Here is a 26395-nt window from a genome sequence, read left to right on the forward strand (position 1 = left end):
TCGCGTCGCTTTCTGTTTGATTATAGCATAAATTAGCGGAATACACGGATGTAATTCTCGGCTAGTTTTTCACCGCCTTGGTAGTGGCGTGTGCGAATGTTTTTTAGTTCGCGGATATGCTTTTCTGTGATGCTTTCTCCGCGGATGATTGCTGGAATTCCCGGCGGATAGAGCGAGATTGTTTCAGCCGAAACGCGTGTCGTAGCTTCATCTAGAAATACGAATTCGGTCGCGCGTGCGTGCATTTCTTCATAAGTTAGCGCAAGACCTGACGCAAAAGGCGCTGACATTTCATATGGTTCTTTCGCGATTTCTTTTTTCGATGGAGAATGAATCCGACTAATTGGCGTGAAATCAATCCCTTTTTTGATTAATGGTAAAATCAGTAATACCTGTGACTCGTCGGCAAGCTCTGGAAAATAAGAACTTTCTTCAAAAATCGCTTGCAGTTCGTAGCCCGTGTAGCCTGTTTTGCGCACGATGATTTTAAGTGGATCATCTGGCAAAATGACTTCAAATTTATTCTTTGTTAGCCATTTAATCCATCTGGCACGCATTTTCCAAAAAGCTTCGACGTCTGCCGCTGTGTAAGTTGCCGCATATTTCCGCGCCGCATCTAGTGACGCCATAATTAAATAAGATGGGCTGCTCGTTTGGAATACTTGCAGATAATAAGCTAGTTTTTCAAAAATCGGTAAATCATTCACCACATGTAAATAGGAACCCATCGTTAGCGCCGGCAACGTCTTATGCGCCGACTGAACAACCACATCTGCACCAAGCTCCACCGCACTTTTCGGAAATTCAGAACTTGTGAAAAAATGTGCTCCGTGCGCTTCATCGACAAACACAACCGCGCCAAAATCATGCGCAATTCGAATACATTTTTGCAAGTTAAAAGTCGTTCCGTAGTAGCTCGGATAAGTCAAAATACATAGTTTTACATCTGGGTGATTATGTAATGTTTCTTCGAGAAGTTCGGTTGTCACGCCACTCGCGACGCCAACTTCTTTGTTTGTCGCTGGGGTTAAGAAAATCGGTTCTCCGCCTGCCAGTTCGATACCATGCAAGATTGATTTATGCGCATCTCTTGGCACTAAAACTTTCTCCCCACGCTTTAAAGTTGCCATAATAACCGCCAAGTTTCCTCCGCTTGTTCCGTTAACTAAAAAGTAGCTTTTTTTGCTTCCATAACATTCTGCAAGTAACTCTTCTGCTTCCAAAATCACATCTTCCGGGTGGTGCAAATCATCCATTCCAGTGATTTCTGTTACGTCCCATTTCAAAAATTTTTGCCATGCATCTGGATAAATGGCTCCGCTTTTGTGTCCAGGAACATGGAGTGATATTGGGCAGGATTTAGCATGAGCATCTAACCGTTCCACTAAAGGCATTTTAGTTTGATCTCGCATAACAATTCCCCTTTTCAAATTCTCTCTTTCATTGTACCATTTTGCTGGATTTATGACACATTCTTGCAGTTTTAAAGCGTTTTCATTTTCTAAGTTGTATAATAAAAGGAGCAACTACGTTTTGACTTTCTAGTAAAGGGAAATTGAGGTAAGAGGACTATTTTAAAGGAGGTTTTTTGTCAGATGAAGAAGATTCTTAACGGTACTGATCAAGTAGTAGAACAGATGGTGGAAGGTTTAGTGAAATCGCATGCTGATGTTGTTCACCGTGTCGAAGGAACTCGCGTCATTGCAAGAAATGATAAACGTCCAGGAAAAGTCGGACTTGTAAGCGGTGGAGGTTCTGGTCACGAGCCGGCTCATGCTGGTTATGTAGGTCGCGGAATGCTATCTGCGGCTGTGTGCGGCGATGTTTTCACTTCCCCAACTCCCGACCAAATTTATGAAGGTATAAAAGCCGCAGATCAAGGCGCTGGTGTACTTTTAATCGTAAAAAATTATACTGGTGACGTAATGAATTTTGAAATGGCGGCAGATTTAGCAGATGCCGATGATATTAAAGTAGAACAAATTATAGTAGATGATGATATTGCTGTTGAGGATAGTACTTTTACAACGGGACGCCGCGGTGTAGCCGGGACTGTTCTCGTGCATAAAATTATCGGAGCAGCCGCAGAAGCAGGCGCATCTCTTGAAGAACTGAAAGCCCTTGGTGAAAAAGTAATTGCTTCTGTTAAAACGCTTGGTGTCGCACTTACTCCATGTACTGTTCCTGAGGTTGGCCATCCCGGCTTTGAGCTTGGTGACGACGAAATCGAACTAGGTATTGGTATCCACGGTGAACCTGGCTTTACACGTGAAAAAATCATGCCATCTGCAAGTTTGGCGAAGCAACTGTACGAACGGATTAGCAATGAAAGCAAACTCCTACCTGGAGATAAAGTGGTTGTTCTCGTGAACGGCATGGGCGCAACACCACTTATGGAACAATATGTTTTCGCAAATGATGTCCATGAACTTCTAAAAAATGCCGGCGTTCAAGTCGAAAAAACACTCGTTGGAGATTATATGACTTCTCTTGAAATGGCTGGTTTATCCTTAACTATTTTGAAATTAGAGGACGAAAAATGGGTTGATATGTTGAAACTCCCAGTGGACACAATTGCATGGTAATAAAATTTGGAGGAATGAATCATGACTTATGATAAAGATTGGGCGTTACGCTGGTTAAATGATTTCGGCGAACGCGTACAAGAAAACAAACAATTACTAAGTGATCTCGACCAAGCGATTGGTGACGGAGACCACGGTATCAATATGGCTCGCGGACTCGGCGAACTCAAAAAAGCTTTCACAGAAAAAGAACCAGCTGATTTAAAAGATGTTTTCAAAACGGCCGGAATGACAATGGTCAGCAAAGTTGGTGGCGCATCAGGTCCACTTTACGGAACAGCATTTTTGAATATGAGTAAGGCAGTTGATGCGGATACAATCGATGCGGTCGGCCTTACAAAAGTCATTGAAGCTGGTCTAGAAGGTATCGAAAAACGCGGTAAATCGCATGCTGGTGAAAAAACAATGATTGATGTTTGGGAACCGGTTGTTCACGCGCTTCATCAAGAAGATTTAACCGATGATGTGGTGGATGCCGCTTTACAAAAAACAAAAGATTTAAAAGCTACTAAAGGTCGCGCAAGTTATCTTGGCGAGCGTTCAATTGGTCATCTTGACCCCGGTGCCTACTCTTCCGCCCTGCTATTTCACGCAATGCTTCAAACGGAGGTGAGCTAACTCATGGCTAAACCTTATGGCGTTGTTATCATTTCACATTCCAAAGATGTGGCAAAAGGCGTCCATGATATTATTAAAGAAATTGCCCCAGACGTTTCTATCACGCATGCCGGTGGAACAGAAGACGGTCGCATTGGCACGAGTTTTGATGCAGTGAATGAAGCAATTGAAAATAACGAAGCTGATAAAGTCTACACTTTCTACGACCTCGGAAGCGCCAAAATGAACATAGAAACAGTAGAAGAAATCAGCGAAAAAGAAATTATTCTCTTTAATGCACCAATTTTAGAAGGTGCTTACGCTACTGCTGCTCAAGTTCAAATGGATGAAAAACCAGAAGTCATCGCAGCAAATCTTAAAACAATTGAAATTAAATAACTGAAAAAAATCCCTTTAGATGCACTTTGTCTAGAGGGACTTTTTTATTTAATGGTATGATTATTTAAAACAATTTCCCATTCTAAAAAGTTAGGATTTGAAACGATGAATATTTTAATTAAAATACGAGAACTAACCAATTTAACCAATAGTGAAAAAGAACTTGCGAATTATATTTTAGCGAACCCGAAAAAAACATTACAGTGCAAACCAAAAGAATTAGCTACTGCTGCCTTTGTCTCCGCTGCAACTATCTACCGTTTAATTAACAAACTAGGACTAAATGGAATCGGTGAACTGAAAATCGAAATTGCCTCGAGTCTCCGTGAAACAAACGAAGAAAAAGATTTAAATTACGACTATCCTATTTTGGAATCCGATACGCCTTACCAAATAATGACCAACCTCCATCAAATATACAAAGGAACCATTGATGAAACATTAAACAACGCCGATCCAGAAGAACTCGTCAAAATTGGCGAAAAATTAATTCAAGCGAAAACCATCGATGTTTATGCAGCTTCCGCCAATTTATTTTTCGCACAAAATTTCAAATTTCAAATGCAGGAAATCGGTGTTTTAGTCAATGTCCCTGAAGAAGATTATATCCAAAGCTTATCGGCCGCCAACAGCGATGAAAACCATATTGCCATCGTCGTTTCTTACGGCGGTCGGAGTCGGACACTACAAAGGGTCGTCAAAATCTTGTCCGAAAACAATGTCGATATTATTTTAATTACATCTATGCAAGACAATCCTTTAGTCGAATTTGCCACACACAAAATCTACATGGCATCCGCTGAGAACCATTACAACAAAGTCTCTTCGTTCTCAACACGCCAATCTTTACTAAGCATTTTCGATACGCTTTATTCCATTTATTTTAATCAAAATTACGAAAAAAATATTCAATACAAAACGACTAATTACCAAAAAATGAACACCGAATTGGAATGATTTTTCAAAAACATAGCCGTTTTCCTTTCGAATTGAAAAAAAGCTCTCAATATGCGCCACATCTGACTTTTTCTTAATTTCTAGTGATACAATAAAGAAAAAAAGGAGCTAAACTCACATGACAACCCAAGCGATTATTTTAGATATTGATGGCACTTTATTGAACGACGACAAAAAAATCTCACCAGAAACAAAAAAAGCACTCATCACCGCGCAAGAGAATGGTGTTAAACTTATTCTAGCATCTGGTAGACCAACCACAGGAATGCACGCATATGCGGAACAATTAGAAATGGAAAAACATCACGGTTTGCTCGTTTCATACAACGGCGCTAAAGTAGTTGATTGCGCGACAAGTGAAGAATTATTCAACCAAGCACTTACTGTTGAAGAAGGAAAAGCCGTTTTAGAACACATGAAACAATTTGAAGTGAAAGTAATGATTGATAAAGAGGATTATATGTACACGAATGATGTATACGACTGCTACGTACCTTACCGCGGCGAAGTAATAAATATCGTTCAGTACGAATCTCGCGGTGGAAATTTCAAACTCTGTGAAAAAGATGATTTAGCCGCATTTTTAGATTATCGTCTAAATAAAATTCTCACAGCTGGCTACCCAGCCTATATGCAAGAAAATTATCAAGCAATGATGGCACCTTTCAAAGATACACTTAATTGTGTCTTCACAGCTGATTTTTACTTTGAATTCACAGCTCAGGGCATTGATAAAGCCAAAGCCCTTGATACCGTTTTAACACCTATGGGCATTCACGCTGAAAATGTTATCGCATTCGGAGATGGGCATAATGATATTACCATGGTCGAATATGCAGGAACAGGAATCGCTATGCAAAATGCCGTCCCTGAATTAAAAGCCGCAGCAAGCTCTGTTACTTTATCCAATAATGAAGACGGCATTGCGCACGTGCTAAACAGTTTAATCCCAAGTTAAGAAAAAAGGCTGAGATTCAGCCTTTTTTATATTTTTAAAAAAAATCCCACCATTTCTTCCCTTCATTCTACAGAAATTCTCCATTTTCTGGTATGCTTAAGTTAATAAACTAAAGTAGGAGGTAAATGAAATGACACTTTCTTTCTCGGATACATACAGACTGAACAATGGAATTGAAATGCCTAGACATGGTTTTGGGGTCTACAAGCTAACGGATGAAGCGCGTATGCGTACTGCGCTGGAAACCGCGGTGGATGTCGGGTATCGCTTGTTTGATACGGCTTCATTTTACCATAATGAAAAAGAGCTTGGAGACTTTTTTGCGTCAAGTGGCTTGAAAAGAGATGAATTTTTCGTCACAACAAAAATGTGGAATACAGAACAAGGTTACGATGAAACGCTTCGAGCTTTTGAAAAATCGCAGAAAAAACTACAATTGGACAAAATTGATTTATATTTAGTCCATTGGCCAAAACAAGATACTTTTTTTGACACTTGGCGCGCTGTGGAAAAATTATATGACGAGGGACTTGTTCGCGCAATTGGTGTAAGTAACTTTGAAGCGCATCATCTGGACCGCCTGCGTACAAGTGCCAATGTGCTTCCAGTAGTAGATCAACTCGAAACACATCCACACTTCCCGAATCATCTTTTACACCGCTATTTAGAGGAGTTACATATCGTTCACCAAGCTTGGAGCCCACTTGGTCGTGGTGGGGTTTTACAAGAGCAAATCCTTATTGACCTAGCGAAAAAACACGGAAAATCACCTGCTCAAATCGTCCTTCGTTGGCATTTACAAAATAATATCTCCATTATTCCAAAATCAGAAACACCTTCAAGAATTAGAGAAAATGCAGCTATTTATGATTTTGAATTGTCAGAAGCAGATATGCGCCAAGTCGAGCGTTTAAATACTGGTGAACGTGTGAGCCACGCACCAGACGTGATGTATGTAAGATCAGAAATTTAACCTAAAATAAAAATCTACTAAACCAATTTGGCTTAGTAGATTTTTTTATTTGTTTTTTAATTGTCTTGTACGTGCTTCTTTGAAAAGGTAAAAATAGCGAGCTTCTGCTTTCTTTTCCTCATATTCTAAATTAGGATCATATTCAAAGCTTTTACGCATTAGAACTTTTTGTTTGTGCCACTTTTCTTGCGTGACTTCAATCAATTCCATCAGATAAGCATCATAGGATTTGTGTAGTTTACCAATCTTCTTGTTTTTCTTCCGACCAAACTTATTGCTTCTGGATTCCATTTTATCACCTCTGATTATACTTCTCTTCGCCCTTCCATTGCTTTTGAGAGCGTCACTTCATCCGCGTATTCCAAGTCTCCGCCAACTGGAAGGCCATGCGCTATTCTAGTTACTTTTATGCCTGAAGGTTTTAATAAGCGCGAAATATACATCGCCGTGGCTTCCCCTTCAACATTAGGGTTGGTTGCTAAAATAACTTCCTCAATCGTGTCATCTTGCAAACGTTTCAGCAAATCAGGAATGTTAATATCTTCTGGTCCAATTCCATCCATTGGCGAAATTGTTCCATGAAGTACATGGTATAAGCCATGAAAATCACGCATTTTTTCCATTGCAATGACATCTTTGGATTCTTGTACTACACAGATAACACTTCGATCGCGTGACGTATCAGCGCAAATATAACATGGATCTTTATCTGTAATGTGACCACAAACGGAGCAAAAACTTAGGTTTCGCTTTGCATCTACAAGTGCTTTTGCAAAATCTAGCACATCGTCTTCTTTCATATCTAACACATAAAAAGCTAGTCGAGCTGCCGATTTCGGGCCAATTCCAGGTAATTTCATAAAACTATCTATTAATTTCGTTATCGGCTCAGGATAATGCATAATTCGTCTTCCTCTCACCTTCAAAATACACAATGTTTCACGTGGAACTTTCTATTGAAAAATAGTTGAGACTCTTGTAAATAAGCCAAGAGTCTCAAACCAAACAATATTACATTCCAGGAATATTTAATCCTTGTGTGAATTTACCCATTGTTTGTGAAGTTGTATCTTCAATTTGTTTTAATACATCATTTGTTGCTGCAAGTACTAAATCTTGTAGCATTTCGATATCTTCTGGATCAACTACTTCCTCATTTATAACAACATCTGTAATGACGCGTTTACCAGTAGCTTTTACTGTAACCATTCCGCCACCAGCTGTTCCAGTGAACTCTTGAGCTTCTAAATCAGCTTGAGCTTTCGCCATTTCCTTTTGCATTTTTTGCATTTGTTTCATCATACCTTGCATATTTCCCATTCCACGCATGAATAATCTCCTCTTTCTTCTATTGTTTTTTAATCTTTAATTTCAAGCAAATCTTCACCAACGAGTTTTGCGGCTTCTGCAACAAAAGGATCTTCCGCTGGTTTTTTAGCTTCTGGATTTGCGCCGTCCTCCGCATCGCCGTCGCTACCATGACTATGCAGGAAATTCTCTCTTACGTCAGCCCATTGATCTTCTGGGATACCAATAAAAGTATAATTTACTTGAGTCAGTCGCGCAATACTCGATGTGATGGTTTCAACAAAGTTCGGATTATCCATCGCCATTTGACAGTGAATCTCATGCTTAAATTTTAACACAAAAGTGTCCTGAGATGCAGCCACAGGTTCTGCGTCATTTAAAAGTGCTGCTTGAGACGCCATCAACATTGCTAATAACTCGCCCCAACAACCACGGATTAACTGTAAATTCTCTTTCTTAGCCTCACCTAGCACATGGTTGATTTTACCAATAGGCGCTTTAAATTGCTTGCCGTTGTTGATTGCTTTTTTAGAACCGCCGCGATTTTGGGTTGGTTTATCGGCTGGTGCTGCTCCGGCCCCACTGGCAATTTGTTTTTTCAGCGTTTGTATCTCTTGATGCATTTGCTCCATTTGACGTTTTAAGTCAGAGACATCACTTCCAGAAGCTGCATCTACCGGCGCATTTCCGCCACCTCCTGCAGCTGATTGCCCGGCTTGCGTTAACTGCACGAGCGCCACTTCGACATAAATACCTGGGTGATTAGAAAAACGCATTTGTTGTTGCGCTGTATTTAAAATTTTCACGAACTCATACACTTTAAGTGAATCTGCTCGTTTTGCCAAAGCAACAAAATCATCATCAATCAAAGCTCGTTCCAGTGTTTCTTCCAGATTCGGCGCTTTTTGATACAGCAGCACATCTCTAAAGAATACGAGTAAGTCTTCCACTAAACGAACTGGGTCTTTTCCTTCTGCTAGCAGTGCTGTCAGCGTTGAAATAGCTTCCGCCGCATCACCGTCAAACGCTGCACTTACTAGTTTTGTAAGGAGATTTTGAGCAACCGAACCCGTTATTTCGAGCGCGTCTTCCACGGTAACTTCTTCTGATCCGTAGGAAATAACTTGATCGAGCAAGCTAAGCGCATCACGCATCCCGCCTTCAGCCGCACGCGCAACAATCATCAACGCTTTTTCGTCATAAGGGATTTTTTCTTCTTCCAAAATAAATTTCAAACGACCAATAATATCTTGTGTCGTGATTCGTTTAAAATCAAACCGTTGTACCCGCGAAATAATCGTTAGTGGTAACTTATGCGGTTCTGTTGTTGCCAAAATAAAAATGACATGTTTCGGCGGTTCTTCCAGCGTTTTTAGTAGCGCATTAAACGCTCCCGTCGACAACATATGCACTTCATCGATAATATATACTTTATATTTCGCCACAGTTGGCGCATATTTTACTTTTTCCCGGATATCTCGAATTTCTTCAACCCCGTTATTACTGGCAGCATCGATTTCAAGAACATCTGGTATAGAACCGTCCGTCGTACCTTTACAAATCTCACATTCATTGCAAGGCTCCCCGTCATGACCGTGTTCACAGTTAATCGCCTTCGCAAAAATTTTCGCCGCACTAGTTTTCCCTGTTCCCCGAGGCCCAGAAAATAAATAAGCGTGCGAAGTTTTATTTTGCACAATGGCATTCTTAAGCGTTTTCGTCACATGTTCCTGTCCAACAACATCCTGAAACGACTGCGGCCGAAAAACCCGATACAAAGCCTGATACGCCATCTGCCACTCTCCTTCACCTAAAACCATTTTAGTAGTTTTATTATAACGTATTGTTGAAGAACTTTCAAAATGTACTTTATTTTGATTTAGTTCTTCAATATAAATCTGAGCGCAGCGATGATTTAATCCCTAATAGAACTTTCAAAACATCCTGAGTCGGGCTAGCTTCAAAAACCACCACCACCAAAAATCCAAAAACAAAAACCAAAAAAAGAACCAGACCCCCGAAAAAGCCCGATTCCAAACTCTTACTGTTCACTTTTAGCAGCCAATTTCTCCTGCTTCTTCTTACTCTCATTAATAACCGAAAGCTCAATCGATTTCAGCAAGTTTTTCACACGTTTTTTACGGAAGAAGCCAAACATAAAACCAACAATAATATTATTCATTTTATTCATTGTTTTTTCCGTTTCAATTAATTCGTTATAAGTCACTTCGCAAGTTGTCTCACTTGTTGACTTTATCGTATACGTCGTCGTATGAGTGTTCACACGGCTGCTCGTTTCGAATTGATAAAGTTCGTTAGGTTGCACTTTAACAATTTTTGTTGTAGCAAGTGCGCCATTAGACATCGTACGTTGATATTTATATCCTTCTAACTTGCGTACTTGAAGCGTTTTACCAGTGGCATTTTTTACATCATAGATTGCTGAGCTAACTAGTGTATCAAAGCATTCTTTTTGAGAAATATATAATTTCTGTGTGACATTCACTTTTTAATCGACTCCTTCTAATTCTTTTCTTTCTTATCTTTACGGATTTTTAGCACGATGAAAACACAGCCGATTAAAACAACCGCAAGTCCTGTAACTAGAAGAGGTACACTAGCCATCCCATCTTTTCCATAAGAAGGACTAAACATAATAATAATAAGACCTATACTAATAATAAATAGTGCATTAACAATTTTCATCTTCAACCCACACTAACTTGGAAATAGAGTACAGAGCCTATTTCAGTTGCTTTTATTGTTTCTTTGGCGATTTTTGCTGCCTTTTCTTCATCTTCAATATTTGTTTCAAAAGTAAGCTTCATACCTTGTTCAGCAATTTTTTTAAAAGTTACACCGTCTTTATCGTGTGTTTCAAGTAATTCTGTAATATAATCGCGTTTCATTGGACAATTAAGAATAATCATTTAAAAAAACCTCCTTTTCTATAGTTTAACTTTATCTTTCACTTCTTGCAATGAATAAAAATGGTGCAGGAATTCCTACATGATATACTGGCTAGGCACAATTTAGCTGCACCTAGCCAGAAACTTATTATTTTCTAAGCTTTCATCTCTTCTTCTGGTACACCAACGCGATTTGCGGTAATAACAAATGGTACCCAAATCAAGAACGCGACGACCATATTTATGAGTGAAATTACTGGTGCCATCCAATCTCCCCCGGTTGCTAAGAAGGAATTCAGAAGTGGCGGCATTACCCAAACTACTGCAATTTTAACTGGGCCGACAATACCAAGTGTTGTTGCAAAGTAAGCGATTGTTACCATTACCATTGGCGCGATAAGGAATGGTATTAAGTAAATTGTATTTAATACGATCGGTAAACCAAACATGATTGGTTCGTTAATATTAAATATACCTGGTGCAAGAGACAATTTCGCAACTGTTCGTGCATCCGCTCGTTTCGAGAACATTAGTAACGCGATAATCAGTACAAGCGTACCGCCTGATCCACCCATCCATACATACGCATCGAAAGAACCACGTACCCATTCGAATGGTAATTTAGCGCCGTCTTGTGCCGCACTAATGTTTTGTAGTTGTGCTGTACCCCAAAGTGATTCTAGAACCGGAGCAAGTACGTTCGGACCATGAATCCCGAAGAACCATAGTAGTTGTACTAAGAAAGTAACTAGTAAAACAGCTCCGTAACCTTGCGATAGTGATAATAGCGGTTCTTGAATTGTTTTGGAAATCCAAGTAATAACGTCCATATTTGTGATTTTGAAGAATGCCCAGTCAATAATACCAACAACATAAAGTGCAACTAACGCAGGAATGATCGCCGCGAAAGCTTTACTTACAGCCGGTGGAACAGAATCTGGCATTTTGATAATAATATTTCTGCGCATTAATTTCGCATAAATAATAGTTGATATAAAACCGAAAATCATTGCGGTAAACAAGCCGGTACCATTTACTTGGCTTAGGCTAAAGAATCCGTAAATTCCAGCAAATTCTTTTGGTAAAGTAGCTACATCGAAATTTGCATTAGAAGCCGCAATCGCAGCTTTTACTGCATCTAAGCTAACAGTAACAGTTAAGTTCATAACAAAAGCAGCAAGAGAAACTAGCCCCCCAGCTAATCGATCCACTTCATATGCTTTTGATAAATTATACCCTAGTGAAAAGGCAAAAATAATTGAAACAATTGCTAACGTCCCATTGTATACATATCCATTAATATCGATAAGTGGTTGCATCGCTTCCACAAATCCTGTCCATCCCCAGTCAGTTGGAAAATCCCTAAAAAACGCATTTAAAAGTACTGCAATTGACCCAGCCATAGTGATTGGCATTGTTGAAATAAAAGCATCACGTAATGCAACTAGATGTTTTTGTGAACCAATTTTCGCTGCTACTGGCACAAAATACTTTTCCAAAAATGCTGTTAATCCATTCATATTTTATCCTCCCGTAAACCTTTTTATTTAACACTCATCTTTTAAACAAAATATAATTTCTATGTATAAACTCCCTTTAAGTTTATCAGCTATATCTGTTTACTTTGTCCTAGTAATCCCCATTACTAAAAACAAACCAGATGGAATCTTTGCATGACCTCGTGAAATTTTGGGAGTCCTCCTCTCTGCTTCATGATAAGGCTTACATTTAGATTCACTTTAATCTATTGCAATTTCCGTGCCAAGTACTAAATTCGGAAAAAATATACGTTAATCTCTTGAAAACGTTGTCTTTCTTACCTTTGAAATCGGATTACACACATACAGAAAAAAACTGTGTAAGTAAGCGTTAACATTACACAGTTTTACTAATTTATCTGTTTTCCTTTCTGTGTTATAATGAGCATAAGCTAAGTAATACCAATGAGTCGAGGTGATAATTATGGCAGTCAAAAGAGATATGCCGGAAGAATCAAAAAATAGTAAAGTAGTCAAAAAAGAACATTTTTCGATTGTGTTTCCCGATGATATAAAAGAACCCGCTACCGTTGAAGAACAAAAGAAACAAGACACTGAAAAGAAGGTAGACGACAATTAATAGAAGAAAAGAGCATCCACTTGGGATGCTCTTTTTTATTTAATAGAGAAGATGACCATTTCTTTATCCTCATCCACACGGACATTTACGTCCATGCCTAATTTATCTTTAAGTAATGCTGTAATATCTAGATAGTCGTCGTAGCTACCGATATCACTTTTTTTGTATCCTTGTAGAATTGTCGGCTTAATGCGCACGATGTAGTCATCATTGGATGTTTCTTCTGGATTGTAGGAATAGATTTTCTTTCCATTTTTGTCGAAAAAATCATAGGTTGCATAGGATTCATTATTTGTTATATAGACGTCTTTTTGGGTAACGTAGGCATTATCTGCGACGCTATAATCAATTAGACCTGAATAATATTTATTGGTAGATGGTTCATTAATTTCATATTGTTTATAAGCTAGTCGGAATAAGTAATCAATATTGTAGTAACTATTCACGCGGAAATAGAGATTTTTATCTTTGGATTTTTTATCTACACCAATATCTGTCGCACTAATTGGGAAGACCTCATATAATTTGCCGTCTATTTCGTAAGCTACTTCATACTTGTCAAACACTTCTTGGCGTTGAAAAAAGCCAAACATAATTGCTAAGATTACAATAATTCCTATAAAAACTGCGATGATTAAAGCTGGCAGCCATTTCTTTTTTGATTTTAGTTGTTGCATTATTTTCATCCTTTGTCATGAATTGCTTTACTATTTTATATTGTACCAGTTTCTGGATCATTATACATTATTTTTCTGAGGATGGGGCTGATTTGTAGAAAAAAGACTACTCTGCGCTAAGCAAAATAGTCTTTTATATATTTAAAATTAGTGTCGCGCACCTCACATCGACATGCAATCATCTGCGTTACCCTGATAGTTAGCTCGGGCCAGGCGACCTCGCGGCACATGAGAAGCACTGCTTAATGCTGCTTCCTTCCGGACCTGACATGGTTCACAGGTTCCCATTGCGCAAGACCCAACCTTCAACACCACTTGTCAAGGGCAGACCAAACAATTACGATGCCTCAAATGAGGAATTCAACCCCGCTAGAGCGGATTGCGGGTTACAGGGCGCCGCTACCTCCCCGTCTAGCACGACAAATTTGCTACCAATAATTAAATGCCAAATAAAAATTATTTAGCGCAAACTCTGAAAAGAGCTCAATTACTAGTGTACCTTTTTCGTGTAAAAAGTGCAAGCGGGAACAAGGAAATATTTTTTAACGTAAGTAAACACTCATGATTGCTGCGATAATCGTACCAACTACACAAATACCTACTAATGTTAAAGCTATCCATACTATTTTTTTATTCATGGTTTTCTCCCCCTCGTCATCACTTTTCTTTTAGTGATTATATCATGAAATCCAAAATTTAGCTGTTAATATCAAACTTCTTTTGCCAACTATTTAATTGGCTGTAGCTCGACATTAACTGTGTGGTTACTTGTTTAAAAATCAGACGTAATTCCGCGTATTTAAGGACGTTCTCACTTGGATGATATACCGCTTTAATAGGCAGCGTATGTTTTAGATTCAAATCTTTCAAAATCCCGAGTGAGCGCATACCAATAATTGCTGCTCCTAAACTTGAGCCTTCTATCGTATGCGGAACACGTATCTCACGGTTCAAAATATCCGCTAGAAGTCTACACCAACCATCATGCGCAGAAATCCCACCTGTGACGTAAATAATGTCATCTGGAGCTGAAACTGCCTCATAAACTTCTGCAAGATTAAAAGCAACACCTTCCAAAATCGCTCGAATAAAATGGGCTTTTGTATGATTAATCGTCAGCCCAACAAAACCTCCGCGAATATCATTAGTCCAAAATGGTGCGCGCTCACCTAGTAAATATGGCTGGAATAAAAGACCCGCAGCACCTGGAGGAACTTCCTCCATTTTTGCAATAAAGCTTGCGAAGTCTCGCCCCTTAATTTCCTCTTCAGAACCAAATTGTTGCAGACCCCATTCGACTACTTTTCCACCATTGTTCACTGCGCCACCTGCGATAAAGTAGCCATCACCAGCTCCGTAGCAAAATGTTCGACCACGAGAATCTATTTGGAATTGATTGGTAAGTTTGCGAACTGCACCACTTGTGCCTACTGTAATCGTAACGTCATTTTGGCCGGTCGCTTGAATACCAATATTAGCTAGCGCCCCGTCACTCCCCCCTACAATGAATGGTAAATTTTCTGGGATTCCCATTAATTCAGCATATTCTTTTTTCACGCCAGTTAATTGATATGTTTCTGGTACAACTTTTGGCAAAAAATCAGGAGTCAATTTGACAATTTCCATTGCTTCAAATTCCCAGTCGTGCTCCATAATATTGTATAACCCTGTTCCTGAGGCTAACGATTCATCCATCACCCAAACATCAAACAAGCGATACAAAATATACGATTTGATATCAACAAACTTCTCTGCGCGTTTAAATAATGCTGGTGCTTCCTCTTTTAACCAACAGATTTTGGCAAAAGGGCTCATAGGGTGTATTGGCGTCCCTGTGGCTTCATAGAGTTGAAACAAGTAATTATCCCTTTTTACTTTTTCGAGCGTCTCACTGCTTCGTCCGTCCGCCCAAGTGATACATTCGGTCAAAAGCTCTCCGCTACTTCCAACCATAATTAAACTATGCATCGCAGAACTAAATGAGATTCCTGCTAATTCTTCTTTATTTACGTTTTTCATTACAGCTTGAATAGATGATAAAACAGCCTCAAAAATTTCCGTGGGACTCTCTTCTGCTTTCCCAGTTTCATCGGTTATTAGTTCATAATGCGTCGCCTGCCGGAAAATCACTTCTCCTCGTTGATCAAAAAGTACTGCCTTCGTGCTCGAAGTTCCGATATCTACGCCCATTATGTATGATTTGCTCGTCAAACAACTCACCCCGCGTTTTCGTTTCTTTTTATTATACGTCAAATGAAGAAAATTTTGGGGCTGGGCTACTTAGCTTTTTTCGTCAAACAAAAAAAGCTAGAGAAATTCTCTAGCTTAGTTGATACCGTAAAAAGTTTTTATTCGGCTTTCTTCGCCTAGCACAATAAGCGTGTTTTTGTCCGCGAATTTAAGCACTTCTTTTGTATTGGCTTCACTTTGAGCGACGCAACCTAATGTGTAATTGTATTTCGGTGAATCAACATGATAAAACACAGCCGATCCTTTTCCTTTCACACGATTAGCGTTGTATTTCACTTCCATTCCGTATGTGTACTGCGGAATCTTCATTTTTTCATCTGCAGAACTGGAGGAATTGCGTTCTTGCCAAGTGTTATAGGATTTGTCGTTAGAGTTAGAAATCCAATAACTTCGATTAGTGATTGCTCTGAATGTCAGCTTTGTACCAGGATTCCCCTTTTGTCCAAAAGCAATTCCTGTGCGGTAAACACCAACTGGAGTGCCAGAACTTTTTTCAGAGAATTTTGGATCAAATCCCCATTTGCCAATGTGACTGGTAAAATGACGAACTTCATACCAATTTCCTGCACTATTTTTTTGGAAAAAATACGTTGTTGCTGTGGTGCTTTTTGGTTTTGTGGTGATGATTGCTTTTTTACTGTTCCAAAGTGCTGGAACGGTGTCCGCAATTGTTGGTTTGCCAATATTTGTAAAGGCTCGTGAGTCAATCCAACCGATTGTAGTATTCCCTAGCTTGCAATAATACCATTTAGCTCTTGCTGTTTTTCCTTCGCGTGTAATAATCAATGTCTTCTTGTCGTATTTCTTAGCTGAACCGAGATACTTAACACTGCTACTCGTTTTGTACATTTTGCTATGAATACCATCATTTCGTTTTGACTGATTTACTACCCCTTTTAGGTTAACTGCTTTGTCATAAATGATTTTTTCGTAGGATGCTGCTTCGGCGTTAAAGGAGTGACCAAGTAGGCTAACCATTAAAACAATAATTAAACCGCTTAATAACTTCTTCATTATTCGCTCCTTCTTTTTGAGTTATTCCCTATAGCAATTAGCTTATTTTTTTCGTTTCCTAAGTAATAACACTGCTACAAGAATAACTATAACACCCGCTACAACGAAAATCCATTCTGCACCTTTGTCACCTGTGCTTGGCAAATCGGTTTTGTCATCTTTTGTAACTTTTGCAACATCTGTAGGTTTTGCGGTTGCACTTTTGACTGCGTTCTTTGTTTCGATTTTCTTTATTTTTTCAGGAGCTGTTACGACTGCTTCATTTTGTTTTTTCGCTGGAACTTGATAGGTTACTTCTTCACTAAAATTACCGTCTTCATCAAAAGCATATGCCGTAATTTGTTTTGGTGTTGTCGCCCATTCTGCATAAAAATGACCATCTTTGTCCGCAGTTGTTGTTCCTTCTCCAAAGTTTTCATCTACAGGGGAACTCATATATACACTGGCAAATGGTTTTGTTTTACCTGTGAAAATTTTTGTTTCTAAATCAAAATTCATATCTGTAATAGTTAGTTGGGCTGTTTTTTCTTTGACTAAATAATTGAGTTTAACTGCGGTTGTTTTTCCGTCTTCATTTTCTCCAAGTAGCGTGACTTCTTGGATGCCTGTTTGTGCAGTACTTAGTTTAGAATTGGCTGCTAAGCGATAATTGGTGAGTTTTGTGTCGGTATATTTGGTTAATGTTTCAGTGAAATCTTTGAGGTTAATTTTGCTATTTTGTTCGTAGGAGTAGACTTCTTGTGAGTCCGTAATATCTATCGTTGTTTGTACTTTGCTTTTTTGCGGTGGTGTTACGGTGGTGTCTTTTGTCGGTTCTGCTGGTTCTGTCTTTTTTTCTGTCATTATATTTTTAGTAGTGTCTGTTGTTTTTTCTTCTGTAGGGGTTGCGTTGTTACCATTTTCATTTGTTTCAGCGCTTGCTGCCAATGAAAATGGGATAATTAGACTAGTCAATACTGCGGTGAGTACCAACCCGTGGAATTTTTTCATAATAAATTCCCCTTTCACTTTACTTAGTTTAATCATAAGCAGAAATGTGGTGAAAGTCAATTTTAAATTACAATTTTGTTACAAATATTAAAACTACGCTACAAAAAAGGCTTGCTATGTATCTTCTTAGCAAGCCTTAAATTTATAATTCGATTGGACGATCTAGTTGATATAGACGTTTATAACGAGGTTCTTCTGCCATTAGTTCGGCATGCGGCCCTTCCATTAATGTCTTACCTTCTTCTAAGAACAAGACACGGTCCATTTTTTCTGCCCCAACTAAATGATGCGTTACCCAAATAAGTGACTTATCTGCTAACGTTTCAAAAATAGTCGCTAGTAAATCGCGTTCTGTAATTGGGTCCAGACCAACTGTTGGTTCGTCTAAAATAACGATTGGTGTATTTTGTAGTAGAATCCGAGCGAGAGCGATACGACCGCGCTCACCACCGGAAAAACGTTCACCCATCTCACTCATTTGTGTATGGTAGCCATCTGGCATGCTCATTATAAAATCGTGCAACTGAACTTTTTTCGCAGCTTCGTATACTTCTTCGTCCGATGCATCTTGATTTCCTAGACGGATGTTGTTTAAGACGGTCGTACTGAAAAGGTGCGCTTTCTGATTTAGCATGGAGGTTAATTCAGGAATTTGTGGTCGCAAATTTTCTACTTCCACGCCGTTCATAGTCACCTTGCCAGCGGTTGGAAGCAGAGCGCCTTGCACTAATTTCAGAAAAGTTGATTTCCCTGTCCCGCTTCGTCCGATAATCGCCACTTTTTCGCCTTGCTTCAGTGTGAAATTAAAACCGTTTAAGATTTCTGGGGACTTTTTATCGTATGCGAAAGTTAAGTTTTCTGCCTTTAAAATCACATTTCCTGTGTTAATCCGTTCCATTTCGTTCATTTCTTCTTCAAAAGTCGGTAGCGTCGGGTCTTCAATTTTGTCTAAACGAGCAAGCGAGTCTTGGTATAACGATTTGTCGCTAATAGCACTTGAAACTGGTACAAACGCTTCTGCTAGCGCCATAATTGCCAAAACAAAAGCGGCAATCATCGTTCCGGAAAAGGCTCCGTCACGTGACTCTGCTGTACTCCAATAAACCATCACAATAACCATAAAGCCAACAACTAACTGACTAAAGAAATCGCGCCAATTAACAAAATGAAACTGTTTATTTTCTGTTCGAAGCATGTCTGCCTCGTCTTTTTCGTAGTTAGAAATAAATGTTTTTTCACGTCCACTGAATTTCCAATCACTAATACCAAACACTGCATCGGTAAATTTTTGATATAGACTATTGCGCCCTTGTTTTAAATAAGCATTCTTTCCACGAGCATATAAAAGTGATACCCACGGAAGAACGAGCACAAGTAAACCTATCAAGAGCACGAAGAGTGCAGCAAATGGAATCGAGAATGCTCCAAGCGCGATAACGACTCCCGCGTAAAGCACGAGGCTAACAATTGCCGGTAGCATTGTAGTTAAATAGAAATTTTGCAAATGCTCAATGTCACCAGCGAGGAGGCCCAGAATATCGCCAGTTTTATAACGTGATTTTAGTAATAAAGCTTGCGGTTCAAGTAAACGATACAAGCGAACACGCATCTTTTCTAGAATTCGAAGTACAAGCGAATGGCTCGAAAGGCGTTCCACATAGCGTGACACGGAGCGCATAATACCAAATGCACGAACACCAACTGTCGAAATATAAACCGCCATGATGGATTCCGGCATCAAGGATGATTTCGAAATTAAATGTCCAGACGTAAACATAAGTGCTCCAGCAGATGCAAAAGTTAGTGTTCCAAGGAAGATGACAAGTAAAAACAAGCCGCGGTTTTCTTTAATATATGGGATAATCCAGCTACTTTTCCGCATCATACTTCCTCCAATTGGGCTTTGACTAAATTGTAATAGAAACCTTTACGCGAAAGTAGTTCTTCGTGTGTTCCAGTTTCGACCACAGCCCCGTGATCTAAAACGATAATTCGGTCCATTTCGAGCATCCAGTGCAAGCGATGCGTCGCGAAAAAGACTAATCGATTTTCAAATAAATCTAGCATTGGTTTTTTTAACTCATATTCCGTTTCAATATCTAAGTGCGCTGTTGGTTCATCCATTAACACAATTGGACGATCCGTTAAAAATGCACGAGCCAGTGCGACACGTTGTTCTTGTCCGCCACTAAGCATCCGCCCAGCTTCTCCGACAAGCGTTTCATAACCATCTTCCAGTCCCGCTACAAGCTTATTTAAACCGGCAGATTCTGCTGCTTTTTTCATTTCCTCGTCTGTAGAGTTAGGATGATAAAAGCGAATATTTCCAGCAATTGTATCGTGGAAAAGGTATGGATGTTGCGGAATATAAGTGACTTGGGTTTGCCAATCACTCGAAGCAAGCGAAACACCACTTTCCCCATTCCAACGAAAATCTCCAGAAGTCGGGGGCAAAAAGCCACTCAAAACGTCAATCAAGGTGGATTTCCCAGCACCCGTCGCACCAATAATCCCAATTTTTTCAAATCCTTTTACCGTAAAATTGGCTTCATGAAGCGAATCTGCATCATCTGCGCCATGTTTCACGGTAATATTTTCAAACGAGAATTCCGTATTTTCAGCAAAAGTTGTTAAAGGTAGTGCATTCGTTTCCGGTTTTTCTGCTTTGGCTTGGTCAATAATTCCTTGAATAACGCGACCCGCCTCTTGACCATCAAGTGTGGCATGATAATCCGAGCCAACTTCACGAACTGGTAAAAAGTATTCTGGCGCAAGGATTAGGACACTAAGCGCGATTGGCAAATTCATATTACCGTCAATGAGACCAAGACCTAGGAACAGCGCAACGAGCGCAATCGATAGCATCGTAAAGAAATCTAGCGCGAATGACGACATAAATGCCACACGCAACGTTTTCATCGTAGCTTTACGATAACGCGAACTAACCGAAGCAATTTTCCCTTCATGGTCGTGACTAAGCCCCAAATACCGCAACGTTTCTAGACCCTTCAACGAATCTACAAAGTGGTTAGAGAGCACGCGATACGTTTCAAATTGAGAATCTGCTTGTTTTTTTGCAGCTAATCCTAGAATAATCATAAATACAATTAAAATCGGCAAAGTAATCATCAAAATAAAAGCAGAAGTCCAGTCCTGAAAAGCAATATACACCCAAATCATTGCTGGAATAATTGCCATATTCATCATTTTAGGTAAAAACAGTTCCAAATAATTTCGGAAATCCGCCACACCTTCCATAACCATTGTGACCACTTTCCCAGTACCTTCCGCACGAGCAAAACGCGGTCCAAGCGCGAATAAACTATCAAGCAACTCTTCCCGCATCGTTTTCGCAAGTTTTGCAGCGTAACGGTAAACGATTTGTTTTTTCCATACGTTCAAAAAGTGACGCAAGAAATAGGCCCCCGCGAAGAGACCTATTTGTATTGTGACTGATTGAAATGGATGCTCGTGAAATAAGTCAGTAATTGCACGAGCCAAAGTTATCGCCATCACGATAATCGCAGCACCTTGAACTAGCGTGAAAACTGCGAGAATCGCCATTATTTTTTTAATTCCTTTGTAGTTCCTTAAATCTTTTCCCATTAATACGTCATTTTCTCCTTACTAGAAACGCGCTTACGGAAAACATAGTAGCTCCAAATTTGGTAACCAAGAACAAACGGCAGTAGCGTAACGGCAACTATCGTCATCACACTAAGCGAATATTGTCCGGAAGCTGCATTTTCTATAGTTAAATCAAACGCACTGTTGATAGAACTGATCATTACACGTGGGAATAGTGACACGAAAATCGTACCAATCGTGAAAACAATTCCAAGTCCGCCGAATGTAAATGCCAAAATATCGCGATCTTTCCAGATGAAAAGAGCAGATAACAAGTACATTACGACAACAATTCCAATCATTAGTGGTACAAGTACTGGTCTAACTTGGAACATATCTGTATTGAAGTAAGCAAGTACAACAAAGATTAATAATGCTGGTACAGTAATAAACCAAACACGTTTCGCCATACGACGAGCACGATCTTGAATATCTTCTTCTGTACGTAAAGTAATAAATAGTAATCCGTGAAGTAGGCACATAAGCGTAATCGTCACGCCACCCCATACGGAGAATACGGTAATGTAATCAAAGAATCCAGCGTACATGTCCATATCACTGTTAATCGGCATACCTTGAATCAAGCTAGCAAATAATACACCAAATAGGAATGGCGGTAAAATACTACCGAAGAAAATAACCCAATCCCATGTTTTTATCCAAAGCGGTGAATCTTTTTGACCACGGAATTCAAAAGAAACACCACGGCCAATTAGCGCAAGTAATAAGAAGACTAGCGGAATATAATAACCACTAAACATGGTTGCATACCAGTTAGGGAAAGCGGCGAAAATCGCGCCCCCTGCAGTTAGTAACCAAACTTCATTTGCATCCCAGAACGGTCCAATCGTATTAACGAGCACGCGGCGTTCCAGTGCATTTCTAGCCATAAATCGTGTAGACATCCCAACACCAAAGTCAAAACCTTCAAGGAAGAAGAATCCAATGAACAAGATGGCGATTAATAAAAACCATAACTCATTTAGTGACAAAGCTTTCATCCCCCTTATCAAACGGATCTACGGAAATCTCTGCTTTTTCTGGTTTGTGTCCGTCTGGTCCTTTTTTAATTTCACGTATAAACAAGTAAACCAACAGAATGGCTAAAATCGTATAAATTGTCGAGAACGCAATTATCGAGAACAAAATTTGTCCTGATGAAACGTTTGGCGATACGGCATCAGCAGTTTTCATGTAACCGAAAACTACCCATGGTTGTCGCCCTATTTCTGTCATAATCCAACCCATGGAGTTCGCCAGGAACGGGAAGCCAATCATTGGAATCATGAAACGTAAATACCATTTTGCATTAACGAGTTTTTTCTTCCAAGCAAGCACGATACCAATTAATGCGAATAAAATCATTAACATACCAGCGCCAACCATGATACGGAAGCTCCAAAATGCTGTTTTAACTGGTGGGATGTAGTCACCTTCACCATATTTTTCTTCATATTGTTTTTGCAGCGTGTTCATACCTTCCACGCTACCAGTTAATGTTCCGTAAGATAAGAAACTTAGCGCGTACGGGACATTGACTTCCCATTCGTTTTTCTTCTCTTCTGGGTTGATCTTGGCAATCATCGTCCACGGAGCTGGGTCAGCTGTATCTTCCCATATCCCTTCCGTTGCTGCCATTTTCATTGGTTGTGTTTTAACCAAGTATTGTGCTTGCGAGTGACCACTGAAAGCCACACCAAAGCCACCGATTACCGCCATGACCATAGCAATTTGGAATGATCGTTTAAAGAAGGCGACATCTTGTTTTTTGAGCATCTTATACGCACTGACACCGGCAATGAAAAAGGCCCCAGTGGCAAATGCCCCGAATATAACGTGCGGGAACTCCACAAGTAGTTGTCCATTAGTAATAAGTTGCAAGAAGTCATTCATTTCCGCGCGGCCGTTCTTAAATTCAAAACCAACCGGATGTTGCATAAATGAGTTCGCTGCTAAAATCCAGAAACTAGACATAATTGTTCCGATTGAAACAAGCCAAATACATGCTAAATGAAGCTTTTTGCTAAGTTTGTCCCAACCAAAAATCCAAAGTCCGATAAACGTAGATTCCATAAAGAATGCAAGTAACGCTTCGATTGCAAGTGGTGCTCCGAATACGTCCCCAACAAATCTAGAGTAATCCGACCAGTTCATCCCAAACTGGAATTCTTGAATAATACCGGTTACGACACCGACCGCGAAGTTAATGAGGAATATGTGACCCCAAAACTTCGACATTTTTTTGTAAATTTCTTTCCCCTTCACGACATACAACGTTTCCATAAGAGCAACCATAAATACAAGTCCAATTGAAAGTGGTACAAATAAGAAATGGAAAATCGTTGTTGATGCGAATTGAAAACGGGCTAAAAATAGTTTATCCACCCTTTTCTCCTCCTTTTTGTGCTAAAAATTACTGCTTCGTTCCCTGATTTGTGCTTCTCTCTTAAAAACCTTGTGAAAAACCGCCCAAAGTGACGTGTTCAGTTGCTCTGTAATTCACAAAGCATGATAAAATAATATGTAATCCTTGTTTTCCACAGATTTAGGAACCAGTTAAGAAAGATTTTTACTTTATAATGAGTTCTATATGGAGTATATTTTATCCTATTTTACGACAAATTTATTTAGTACTTTCGATGTTATTTTGTTTTAGTTAGATTGTGATAAATTTCGCAATTATTATCTGGCTGTAAATGTTGGTAAGGCTTATTGCTTTTTATTTCACAATAATGGATGTAAAAGTACAATTTCTCATAATGAGTATTAAGACCTATTCAATTTATTCCGTTTTCGTAGATCTTGGAAAAAACTTTTTAACATTTCGCTGCTTTCTTTTTCCATTAATCCTGCTTCTACTTCACACGTATGATTAAATCGGTCATCTTGGAGTAAATTCATTAACGATCCCGCTGTTCCCGCTTTTGGATCTTTGGCTCCGTAATAAACTTTTTCAATCCGCGAAAGTAAAATAGCACCGCTACACATCGGACATGGTTCTAGCGTGACATACAGTTCTGCACCGCTAAGTCGCCATGAATTCTGATGTTTACACGCATCTTGAATCGCAAGCAACTCCGCATGGGTCACTGCGTTTTGGCTCGTTTCACGCAAATTATGCGCCCGCCCAATAATTTCTCCATCTAAAACAACGACTGCACCAATTGGAACTTCCCCAATTTCTCGTGCTTTCTCGGCTTCTTCAAGCGCTTGTTGCATAAAGAAAGCTCGTTCCATCTATGCACCTCATTTCTAAAAAGTCACTCATTGTTATTTTAGCATAGCTTGGATTGGATGTAGCAATAATCTGCTCAAACTTTCACAGGAACACTTTAGTTGCTTTCACAGACTATTTATATTACCATATATTAATACTAGGTACTAAAACAAAATTATCAAAATATACAATCTACTTATAAAGGAGAGTCATTATGAATTCAGAAAATTTAATCGCTCCAGAACTTTATAATATTACCGACGAGATTGCTAAATTCAGTTCTGAAAAAACTGCTTTAATTTGGAAAAATGAGCATAACGAAACAAAAACTTGGAGTTACCGCCACCTGCTTGAACAAGCGAACAAATTTGCCAATGTTGTCAAAGACGCAGGCATAAAAAAAGGTGACCACGTTATCGTCATGACACCTAGATTACTCGAAACTTACGCAATTTACATGGGCTTATGGAAAGCTGGTGCCATTATCATCCCGGCATCCGAGCTACTTAAAGCGCACGATTTAGAATACCGCATCCACCACGCAAACGTAAAAGCAATCGTTTCTTACAATGGAATGACTGCTGAATTTGATAAAATTGAAAGCATCCCTTCTGTTTCGAAAAAAATTATTGTTGGGGAGAAATTATCCGGCTGGGATCACTACGAAACATTAATGGAAGCCGCTTCAACCGAATTTGAACGCGTGGAAACTTCGCGCGATGATGCTTGTCTGCTTGCATTCACGAGTGGAACAACAGGTAATCCTAAAGGCGTTGTACATATTCACGGCTGGGGTTACGCGCATATTCGTATCGCTGCTGATCATTGGCTCGATATTCACGAAGACGATATCGTTTGGGCCACAGCTGGTCCTGGTTGGCAAAAATGGGTTTGGTCTCCTTTCCTTTCTGTACTCGGAAAAGGTGCCACTGGATTCATTTACAACGGTCGTTTCATTCCAGAAAAACAACTTCATTTACTGGAAGAAGAAAAAATCAACGTGCTCTGCTGTACGCCGACAGAATATCGCTTAATGGCAAAGGTTAATAATTTGCGCGAACATGATTTAAGTTCCCTTCGTAGCGCCGTATCAGCAGGAGAACCTCTAAACCGCGAAGTTATTCAAGTTTTCCAAGATAATTTTGATATTAAAGTTCGCGACGGCTACGGCCAAACGGAAAGCACGCTGTTGATTGGAACACTTGTTGATACGCCGATTCGCCCTGGTTCAATGGGCAAACCAATTATGCCTGAATACATGGCGATTATTGATGCTGACGGAAATCCAGTTGGTGTCGGTGAAATTGGTGATATCGCGATGCGTAGAGATTTCCCAGCACTTTTCAAGGAGTACTATAAAGAACCAGAACGTTTGCAAAAAGCGATTCGTGGCGATTACTTTGTTTCTGGTGACCGCGCTATCCGCGATGAAGATAATTATTACTGGTTCCAAGGCCGGAATGACGATATTATTATCAGCTCTGGCTACACGATTGGCCCGTTCGAAGTCGAGGACGCGCTCACACATCACCCAGCCGTAAAAGAAGTCGCTGTTGTCGCAAGTCCTGATGAAATCCGCGGTACGGTCGTAAAAGCATTCATCGTCTTAAAAGATGGTTACGAGGGCACGGAAGATCTTGTGCACGAATTACAAACATTTACGAAAGAACAAACTGCTCCGTATAAATATCCGCGCCGGATTGAGTTTGTTGAGGCGTTACCGAAAACTGATTCTGGTAAAATTCGCCGCGTTGAGTTGCGTGATGCGGAGTTTGCTAGTGTGCATGGATAATCAAAAACCCAGCCTTCCTAATAG

General features: G+C 39.6%; 26 protein-coding genes and 1 other RNA gene. 8 read left to right on the forward strand and 19 right to left on the reverse strand.

The window, feature by feature from the left end:
- Positions 1-32: 32 nt before the first annotated feature.
- On the reverse strand, positions 33-1412 hold the full coding sequence (locus AB2Q86_RS14360; protein WP_012582337.1) for an aminotransferase class I/II-fold pyridoxal phosphate-dependent enzyme: 1380 nt from the start codon (positions 1410-1412) through the stop codon (positions 33-35).
- 183 nt (positions 1413-1595) lie between these two features.
- Between AB2Q86_RS14360 and dhaK1 the strand changes: the two genes are divergently transcribed.
- From dhaK1 to AB2Q86_RS14390, 6 genes are all read left to right on the forward strand, one after another.
- Complete coding sequence (gene dhaK1 / locus AB2Q86_RS14365; RefSeq protein ID WP_012582336.1) at positions 1596-2585, forward strand: dihydroxyacetone kinase subunit DhaK1; 990 nt, start codon at positions 1596-1598, stop codon at positions 2583-2585.
- 21 nt (positions 2586-2606) lie between these two features.
- Positions 2607-3203 (forward strand): dihydroxyacetone kinase ADP-binding subunit DhaL1, encoded by a 597-nt coding sequence (gene dhaL1 / locus AB2Q86_RS14370; protein WP_003722056.1) that lies wholly within the window; start codon positions 2607-2609, stop codon positions 3201-3203.
- Positions 3204-3206: 3 nt separating this feature from the next.
- Positions 3207-3581 carry a dihydroxyacetone kinase phosphoryl donor subunit DhaM1 gene (gene dhaM1, locus AB2Q86_RS14375; protein WP_003728584.1) on the forward strand — a complete coding sequence of 125 codons (375 nt, stop codon included), beginning with the start codon at positions 3207-3209 and terminating at the stop codon, positions 3579-3581.
- Positions 3582-3686: 105 nt separating this feature from the next.
- A complete protein-coding gene (locus AB2Q86_RS14380) occupies positions 3687-4538 on the forward strand; it encodes a MurR/RpiR family transcriptional regulator (RefSeq protein WP_003727664.1) in 852 nt (283 codons plus the stop codon).
- Between the two features lie 118 nt (positions 4539-4656).
- Positions 4657-5496, forward strand: a complete 840-nt coding sequence (locus AB2Q86_RS14385; protein WP_012582335.1) for a Cof-type HAD-IIB family hydrolase — start codon at positions 4657-4659, stop codon at positions 5494-5496.
- A 130-nt stretch (positions 5497-5626) separates the two neighbouring features.
- Positions 5627-6469 (forward strand): aldo/keto reductase, encoded by an 843-nt coding sequence (locus AB2Q86_RS14390; RefSeq protein ID WP_003727659.1) that lies wholly within the window; start codon positions 5627-5629, stop codon positions 6467-6469.
- A 45-nt stretch (positions 6470-6514) separates the two neighbouring features.
- On the opposite strand, the gene AB2Q86_RS14395 is transcribed toward AB2Q86_RS14390, so the two are convergent.
- The 8 genes from AB2Q86_RS14395 to AB2Q86_RS14430 all read right to left on the reverse strand — a co-directional run bounded on the left by AB2Q86_RS14395 (position 6515) and on the right by AB2Q86_RS14430 (position 12206).
- Positions 6515-6760, reverse strand: coding sequence for a YaaL family protein (locus AB2Q86_RS14395; protein WP_003725002.1), 246 nt, complete (start codon positions 6758-6760; stop codon positions 6515-6517).
- A 14-nt stretch (positions 6761-6774) separates the two neighbouring features.
- Positions 6775-7371, reverse strand: a complete 597-nt coding sequence (gene recR, locus AB2Q86_RS14400) for a recombination mediator RecR (RefSeq protein WP_003722062.1) — start codon at positions 7369-7371, stop codon at positions 6775-6777.
- Positions 7372-7480: 109 nt separating this feature from the next.
- A complete protein-coding gene (locus AB2Q86_RS14405) occupies positions 7481-7798 on the reverse strand; it encodes a YbaB/EbfC family nucleoid-associated protein (protein WP_003722063.1) in 318 nt (105 codons plus the stop codon).
- 29 nt (positions 7799-7827) lie between these two features.
- Positions 7828-9570 (reverse strand): DNA polymerase III subunit gamma/tau, encoded by a 1743-nt coding sequence (gene dnaX / locus AB2Q86_RS14410; protein WP_012582334.1) that lies wholly within the window; start codon positions 9568-9570, stop codon positions 7828-7830.
- Positions 9571-9818: 248 nt separating this feature from the next.
- The gene (locus AB2Q86_RS14415) at positions 9819-10283 is read right to left on the reverse strand and encodes a DUF3284 domain-containing protein (RefSeq protein ID WP_012582333.1); all 465 of its coding nucleotides are present in this window, start codon (positions 10281-10283) and stop codon (positions 9819-9821) included.
- A 17-nt stretch (positions 10284-10300) separates the two neighbouring features.
- Positions 10301-10483, reverse strand: a complete 183-nt coding sequence (locus AB2Q86_RS14420; RefSeq protein ID WP_003728589.1) for a DUF3188 domain-containing protein — start codon at positions 10481-10483, stop codon at positions 10301-10303.
- 2 nt (positions 10484-10485) lie between these two features.
- Positions 10486-10707 (reverse strand): hypothetical protein, encoded by a 222-nt coding sequence (locus AB2Q86_RS14425; RefSeq protein WP_003728590.1) that lies wholly within the window; start codon positions 10705-10707, stop codon positions 10486-10488.
- Positions 10708-10841: 134 nt separating this feature from the next.
- Positions 10842-12206: a PTS sugar transporter subunit IIC gene (locus AB2Q86_RS14430; RefSeq protein WP_003728591.1), complete on the reverse strand. Its 1365-nt coding sequence runs from the start codon at positions 12204-12206 to the stop codon at positions 10842-10844.
- Positions 12207-12648: 442 nt separating this feature from the next.
- On the opposite strand from AB2Q86_RS14430, the gene AB2Q86_RS14435 reads away from it, so the two are divergent.
- Positions 12649-12804, forward strand: a complete 156-nt coding sequence (locus AB2Q86_RS14435) for a hypothetical protein (RefSeq protein ID WP_012582332.1) — start codon at positions 12649-12651, stop codon at positions 12802-12804.
- Positions 12805-12839: 35 nt separating this feature from the next.
- On the opposite strand, the gene AB2Q86_RS14440 is transcribed toward AB2Q86_RS14435, so the two are convergent.
- From AB2Q86_RS14440 to tadA, 10 genes are all read right to left on the reverse strand, one after another.
- A complete protein-coding gene (locus AB2Q86_RS14440; protein WP_012582331.1) occupies positions 12840-13481 on the reverse strand; it encodes a hypothetical protein in 642 nt (213 codons plus the stop codon).
- Positions 13482-13634: 153 nt separating this feature from the next.
- An RNA gene (gene ffs / locus AB2Q86_RS14445) (signal recognition particle sRNA large type) lies at positions 13635-13901 on the reverse strand.
- Between the two features lie 276 nt (positions 13902-14177).
- Positions 14178-15692, reverse strand: coding sequence for a gluconokinase (locus AB2Q86_RS14450; RefSeq protein WP_014589145.1), 1515 nt, complete (start codon positions 15690-15692; stop codon positions 14178-14180).
- A gap of 114 nt (positions 15693-15806) precedes the next feature.
- The gene (locus AB2Q86_RS14455; protein WP_003728595.1) at positions 15807-16745 is read right to left on the reverse strand and encodes a GW domain-containing glycosaminoglycan-binding protein; all 939 of its coding nucleotides are present in this window, start codon (positions 16743-16745) and stop codon (positions 15807-15809) included.
- A gap of 42 nt (positions 16746-16787) precedes the next feature.
- Positions 16788-17735, reverse strand: coding sequence for an LPXTG cell wall anchor domain-containing protein (locus AB2Q86_RS14460; RefSeq protein WP_012582328.1), 948 nt, complete (start codon positions 17733-17735; stop codon positions 16788-16790).
- Positions 17736-17877: 142 nt separating this feature from the next.
- Positions 17878-19617 (reverse strand): thiol reductant ABC exporter subunit CydC, encoded by a 1740-nt coding sequence (gene cydC / locus AB2Q86_RS14465; protein ID WP_041176584.1) that lies wholly within the window; start codon positions 19615-19617, stop codon positions 17878-17880.
- Entirely contained in the window at positions 19617-21341 is a 1725-nt protein-coding gene (cydD, locus tag AB2Q86_RS14470; protein ID WP_012582326.1) for a thiol reductant ABC exporter subunit CydD, read from the reverse strand. Before cydD ends, cydC begins: the two co-directional genes overlap by 1 nt.
- Complete coding sequence (cydB, locus tag AB2Q86_RS14475) at positions 21341-22354, reverse strand: cytochrome d ubiquinol oxidase subunit II (protein ID WP_003728599.1); 1014 nt, start codon at positions 22352-22354, stop codon at positions 21341-21343. The genes cydD and cydB overlap by 1 nt, the downstream gene beginning before the upstream one ends.
- Positions 22341-23747: a cytochrome ubiquinol oxidase subunit I gene (locus tag AB2Q86_RS14480; RefSeq protein ID WP_003728600.1), complete on the reverse strand. Its 1407-nt coding sequence runs from the start codon at positions 23745-23747 to the stop codon at positions 22341-22343. Before AB2Q86_RS14480 ends, cydB begins: the two co-directional genes overlap by 14 nt.
- Positions 23748-24128: 381 nt before the next feature.
- Positions 24129-24599: a tRNA adenosine(34) deaminase TadA gene (tadA, locus tag AB2Q86_RS14485; protein WP_012582325.1), complete on the reverse strand. Its 471-nt coding sequence runs from the start codon at positions 24597-24599 to the stop codon at positions 24129-24131.
- 194 nt (positions 24600-24793) lie between these two features.
- Between tadA and mbcS the strand changes: the two genes are divergently transcribed.
- Entirely contained in the window at positions 24794-26371 is a 1578-nt protein-coding gene (gene mbcS / locus AB2Q86_RS14490) for an acyl-CoA synthetase MbcS (protein WP_012582324.1), read from the forward strand.
- The last annotated feature ends 24 nt before the right edge of the window (positions 26372-26395 follow it).

This window comes from Listeria monocytogenes (assembly GCF_041765605.1).
In the GTDB taxonomy this organism is placed as follows: Bacteria; Bacillota; Bacilli; order Lactobacillales; family Listeriaceae; genus Listeria; species Listeria monocytogenes_D.

Coding starts and splice junctions, on each gene's coding strand:
- AB2Q86_RS14440 (WP_012582331.1), bottom strand. CDS start 13,481: ATGCAACAACTAAAATCAAAAAAGAAATGGCTGCCAGCTTTAATCATC.
- AB2Q86_RS14455 (WP_003728595.1), bottom strand. CDS start 16,745: ATGAAGAAGTTATTAAGCGGTTTAATTATTGTTTTAATGGTTAGCCTA.
- cydD (WP_012582326.1), bottom strand. CDS start 21,341: ATGGGAAAAGATTTAAGGAACTACAAAGGAATTAAAAAAATAATGGCG.
- AB2Q86_RS14460 (WP_012582328.1), bottom strand. CDS start 17,735: ATGAAAAAATTCCACGGGTTGGTACTCACCGCAGTATTGACTAGTCTA.
- dnaX (WP_012582334.1), bottom strand. CDS start 9,570: ATGGCGTATCAGGCTTTGTATCGGGTTTTTCGGCCGCAGTCGTTTCAG.
- dhaK1 (WP_012582336.1), top strand. CDS start 1,596: ATGAAGAAGATTCTTAACGGTACTGATCAAGTAGTAGAACAGATGGTG.
- AB2Q86_RS14405 (WP_003722063.1), bottom strand. CDS start 7,798: ATGCGTGGAATGGGAAATATGCAAGGTATGATGAAACAAATGCAAAAA.
- AB2Q86_RS14360 (WP_012582337.1), bottom strand. CDS start 1,412: ATGCGAGATCAAACTAAAATGCCTTTAGTGGAACGGTTAGATGCTCAT.
- AB2Q86_RS14395 (WP_003725002.1), bottom strand. CDS start 6,760: ATGGAATCCAGAAGCAATAAGTTTGGTCGGAAGAAAAACAAGAAGATT.
- AB2Q86_RS14420 (WP_003728589.1), bottom strand. CDS start 10,483: ATGAAAATTGTTAATGCACTATTTATTATTAGTATAGGTCTTATTATT.
- AB2Q86_RS14425 (WP_003728590.1), bottom strand. CDS start 10,707: ATGATTATTCTTAATTGTCCAATGAAACGCGATTATATTACAGAATTA.
- cydC (WP_041176584.1), bottom strand. CDS start 19,617: ATGCGGAAAAGTAGCTGGATTATCCCATATATTAAAGAAAACCGCGGC.
- AB2Q86_RS14380 (WP_003727664.1), top strand. CDS start 3,687: ATGAATATTTTAATTAAAATACGAGAACTAACCAATTTAACCAATAGT.
- AB2Q86_RS14390 (WP_003727659.1), top strand. CDS start 5,627: ATGACACTTTCTTTCTCGGATACATACAGACTGAACAATGGAATTGAA.
- dhaL1 (WP_003722056.1), top strand. CDS start 2,607: ATGACTTATGATAAAGATTGGGCGTTACGCTGGTTAAATGATTTCGGC.
- AB2Q86_RS14430 (WP_003728591.1), bottom strand. CDS start 12,206: ATGAATGGATTAACAGCATTTTTGGAAAAGTATTTTGTGCCAGTAGCA.
- AB2Q86_RS14435 (WP_012582332.1), top strand. CDS start 12,649: ATGGCAGTCAAAAGAGATATGCCGGAAGAATCAAAAAATAGTAAAGTA.
- dhaM1 (WP_003728584.1), top strand. CDS start 3,207: ATGGCTAAACCTTATGGCGTTGTTATCATTTCACATTCCAAAGATGTG.
- tadA (WP_012582325.1), bottom strand. CDS start 24,599: ATGGAACGAGCTTTCTTTATGCAACAAGCGCTTGAAGAAGCCGAGAAA.
- AB2Q86_RS14385 (WP_012582335.1), top strand. CDS start 4,657: ATGACAACCCAAGCGATTATTTTAGATATTGATGGCACTTTATTGAAC.
- recR (WP_003722062.1), bottom strand. CDS start 7,371: ATGCATTATCCTGAGCCGATAACGAAATTAATAGATAGTTTTATGAAA.
- mbcS (WP_012582324.1), top strand. CDS start 24,794: ATGAATTCAGAAAATTTAATCGCTCCAGAACTTTATAATATTACCGAC.